A 4,052-nucleotide genomic window follows, 5' to 3' on the forward strand; every position below is an offset into this window, starting at 1 on the left:
CCCCGCGCCTCAAACGCCGGCGGGGCTGGATTTCGGCTCGGCCCGGCAATCGCGTGCGGGCGCCCGCGCGGCTGGATTTCGCGCAGCGAAATTCCAGCCCGCGGCCGGCTGTGCGCAGCGAAATTCCAGCCCGCGCGGCGTTTGAGCGCACCGGGCGCGGAGCGCACGGAACGGGTCCGGGCAGCGCCCGGGGAACGGGCGAAGGGCGGGGCGGGGAGCGAGCCCCGCGCAGCGGCGGCGGGACGCGGGCAGCGCCCAAGCACGGACCCGGATCACGCCCGGCCAGGGCCTACGCTGGGCGGGGTGGAACGACACCCGTCACTCGAACCGCTCGCGCGCGAGCTCGCCGCCCTGCCCCCCTCCCTCGGCCCCGTCCGGGTCATCGGGGTCGACGGTCACGCCGGCAGCGGCAAGAGCACCTTCGCCGGCCGGCTCGCCGACGCCCTCGGCGGGGCGCCGGTGCTGCACCTGGACGACGTGGCCACCCACACCGAGCTCTTCGGCTGGTGGGACCGGCTGCGCACCCAGGTGGTGGAGCCGCTCGCCGCCGGCCGCCCCGCGCACTGGGCCCCGTACGACTGGGAGCTCCGCCGCTTCGGCCCCGAGCGGGTGCTGGAGCCGGCGCCGGTGCTGCTCGTCGAGGGGGTCGGGGCCGGGCGGCGGGCGCTGCGCCCGCATCTGGCGCGACTGCTGTGGATGGAGACCCCCCGCGAGACCTCCTGGGGACGGGGGCGCGGCCGGGACGGGCACGAACTCTCCGATTTCTGGGACGGATGGGAGCGCGCCGAGCTCGCGCACTTCTCCGACGACCCTTCACGCCCCTTCGCGGACACCTTGGTGCACCAGAGCGGTACGGGATACGAGTGGACTTCCGGGGTTTCTGCGACCCCGGGAACGCCCTCTGCGCTCACCGACGGTGACGGACTCCCCCAGACCTGAGCAGTTCCGCTCGACTCGGCCCGGAGCGCCGCCCCGACCCGCTTGACCCGGGCCCTGATGCGGCCTTACGTTCTGAATGCGCGGTCTGCGAAGGCCGCCGCGGACGCGAAGCCCCCGGTTGTTCCCCCGTGATCGGGGGCTTCGTTCTGCCCCGATCCGGCCCCGTCCGGACCCTGCGGGCGTCGCTCCGCCCACCGTTCCTCACCCTGAGTTACCGTACGCATGCGGGGCACACCCCCGACCCGTACCCACCGCACCCTGGGTAAGGTGCGTCACCGCAGGTACGATGCAGCCCTGATTTCATCGGCCGGGTGGACAACTCGCGCGCTCGGCGCGGGGGTTGCCACGTGCCACGGGCAGGCTTGTGGGGGACGTGATGGACTTCGGCATGCCGGGCGGCGCACACGCCCCGGCCGAACTCGCCTGGCTGCGCGGGGTCGACGCCTGCACCATGGGCGCCTACCCGCAGGCCGAGGAGGAGTTCCGCACGGCCGTCAGCCTGGATCCCACGATGGCCGACGCCTGGCTGGGACTGCACGCGCTGCGCGCGGACACCACCAACGCCTTACTGCGCATGTACGCCCACCGGGACCGCTTCGGCGAGCAGCGCACCCGGCACCGGCGGACCCTGAACTCCTGGTACTGGCTGGGCTGGTGGGTCCAGCCCGTACTGGAGAGCCGGCGGGACCTGCTGCTGGCCCACGCCTCGCACTGGCTGGACGGCCGCCACGTCCCCGAACTCGACCAGGCGCTGGCCGCGCTCCCGCCGGTGGACACCGATCCGCAGGTGCGGTTCCTGCACGCCTGCCGGGCCTACCTGGTCAAGGACTGGGAACAGCTCGTACGGCACACCGAGCCGCTGGTCCACGATCCGCTGCTGGGCATCGAGGCGGGGCTCTTCGGCGGCATGGCCCGGGTCCGGCTGGAGATGTACGGGCAGGCGGAGCCGATGCTGTCGGCGGCGCTGATGCGCTGCCGCAGCGAGCAGCCCCAGCGCAAGGAGCTGCGGTACTGGCTCGCCCGGGCCCGCGAGGGCACCGGGCGCAGCGCGGCGGCGCTGCCGCTGTACCGGGCCGTGCACCGGGTGGACCCGGCGTTCATGGATACGGCGGCCCGGCTGACGGCCATCGAGGACAGCACCGACCCCGACGACATGGCCGGGATGGCGGACGCCGCCGGGTACGCCGGGTACGGCGGCCACCTGTCCGAGGGCTTCGCCGGGCACGGGCTCTCCCCGGCCGGCGGGGACTACACGGCGGTGGCTCTGGGCGGCGGCGGGCCCGTGCAGGACGTGGCCCCGGACGGGCAGGTGGACGCCGACCCGCCGACGCCCGGGGAGCCGCCGGACCCGCGCTTCGGGCCGCCGGCCGGGACGGGCCGGCTGGAGGGCGTACGGCACAAGGTGACCCTCCCCCCGCAGGGCACCCCCGTCGGGCTGCCGGCCGGGCCGGCCGATCCGCGGGCGCTGGCGCAGGCGCTCGCGGAACTGGAGCGGATGGTCGGGCTGGAGCCGGTGAAGCGGCAGGTCAAGGCCCTCTCGGCGCAGCTGCACATGGCCCGGCTGCGGGCCGCGCAGGGGCTCCCGGTGCAGCCGCCGAAGCGGCACTTCGTCTTCTCGGGGCCCTCGGGGACGGGCAAGACCACCGTGGCCCGGATCCTCGGGCGGGTGTTCTACGCGCTGGGGCTGCTGGGCGGCGACCACCTGGTGGAGGCCCAGCGGGCCGACCTGGTCGGCGAGTTCCTGGGCCAGACGGCGGTCAAGGCGAACGAGCTGATCGACTCGGCGATCGGCGGGGTGCTGTTCGTCGACGAGGCGTACAGCCTGTCCAACTCCGGCTACAGCAAGGGCGACGCGTACGGGGACGAGGCCCTCCAGGTGCTGCTCAAGCGCGCCGAGGACAACCGGGACCACCTGGTGGTGATCCTGGCGGGCTATCCAGCGGGGATGGACCGGCTGCTGGCCGCCAACCCGGGGCTGTCCTCCCGGTTCACGACGCGGGTGGACTTCCCGAGCTACCGGCCGGGGGAGCTGACCGCGATCGGCGGGGTGCTGGCCGACGCCAACGGGGACGGCTGGGACGAGGAGGCCCTGGAGGAGCTGCGCAGCATCAGCGGGCACGTGGTGGAGCAGGGCTGGATCGACGAGCTCGGCAACGGGCGCTTCCTGCGCACCCTGTACGAGAAGAGCTGCGCCTACCGGGACCTGCGGCTCGCGGGCTTCGCCGGGGACCCCTCGCGGGAGGACCTGGCGACGCTGCGGCTGGCGGACCTGATGCAGGCGTACGGGGAGGTGCTGTCGGGGCGGGGGCCCCAGGAGCGGCCTGAGCCTCCGCTGTAGCCCGGCCGGGCCGTCAGGGGGCCGGCGGGCCGGCGCGGACGACGGCCTGGTCCCCCCGGGGGCCGAACAGGTGCAGGATCTCCACCGCGCGGCCGTCGGCCGGGCCGAACCAGTGGGGGCGGGCGGTGTCGAACTCGGCGACCTCGCCGGGGCTCAGGACGTGTTCCTCGTCCCCGAGGATCAGGCGCAGCCGGCCCGCGAGGACGTAGCACCACTCGTAGCCCTCGTGGGTGGCCAGCTTGGGCTCGCGCGGGGTCAGGACCTGTTTGAACACCTGGATCCGGCCCGGGTAGCGGGTCAGCGGGACGATGACGCCGCCGTGTCTGCCGACGGGTTCCAGATGGACCCGGGGGTCGCCGGTGGGCGGGGCGCCGACCAGCTGGTCGAGGGCGACGCGGTGGGCGCGGGCCAGCGGGAGGAGGAGTTCGAGGGTGGGGCGGCGCTTGCCGGACTCCAGGCGGGAGAGGGTGCTCACCGAGATGCCGGTGGCGGCGGCGAGGGCCTCCAGGGTGAGGCCGCGGGTGCGGCGGAGCGTGCGGAGGCGGGGGCCGATGGCGTCGAGTACCGCTTCCGTGTCCGGGTCCACGGGTCCATTCTGCCGGGTGGCCTCGCGGTGCCGGGTGCCGCTGCGCGGGGTGAGGTCCCCCACCCGCCCTTCCACCGTTCCCCGGGCGCTGCCCGGACCCGTTGCGCTCAAACGCCGCGCGGGCTGGAATCTCGCTGCGCGAAATCCAGCCCCGCGCCTCAAACGCCGGCGGGGCTGTTCACAGCCCCG

At 74.9% G+C, this 4,052-nt stretch carries 3 protein-coding genes; 2 read left to right on the plus strand and 1 reads right to left on the minus strand.

Features of this window, described 5'->3' with window-relative positions; genetic code table 11:
* Positions 1 to 303: 303 nt before the first annotated feature.
* Positions 304 to 939: a hypothetical protein gene (locus AB0O29_RS34370; RefSeq protein ID WP_365159907.1), complete on the plus strand. Its 636-nt coding sequence runs from the start codon at positions 304 to 306 to the stop codon at positions 937 to 939.
* Between the two features lie 376 nt (positions 940 to 1,315).
* A complete protein-coding gene (locus AB0O29_RS34375; RefSeq protein ID WP_365159910.1) occupies positions 1,316 to 3,277 on the plus strand; it encodes an AAA family ATPase in 1,962 nt (653 codons plus the stop codon).
* 13 nt (positions 3,278 to 3,290) lie between these two features.
* On the opposite strand, the gene AB0O29_RS34380 is transcribed toward AB0O29_RS34375, so the two are convergent.
* On the minus strand, positions 3,291 to 3,863 hold the full coding sequence (locus AB0O29_RS34380; RefSeq protein ID WP_365159913.1) for an XRE family transcriptional regulator: 573 nt from the start codon (positions 3,861 to 3,863) through the stop codon (positions 3,291 to 3,293).
* Positions 3,864 to 4,052 lie beyond the last annotated feature (189 nt).

Origin of the sequence: Streptomyces sp. NPDC089915 (assembly GCF_040684675.1) — a bacterium.
Lineage (GTDB): Bacteria > Actinomycetota > Actinomycetes > Streptomycetales > Streptomycetaceae > Streptomyces.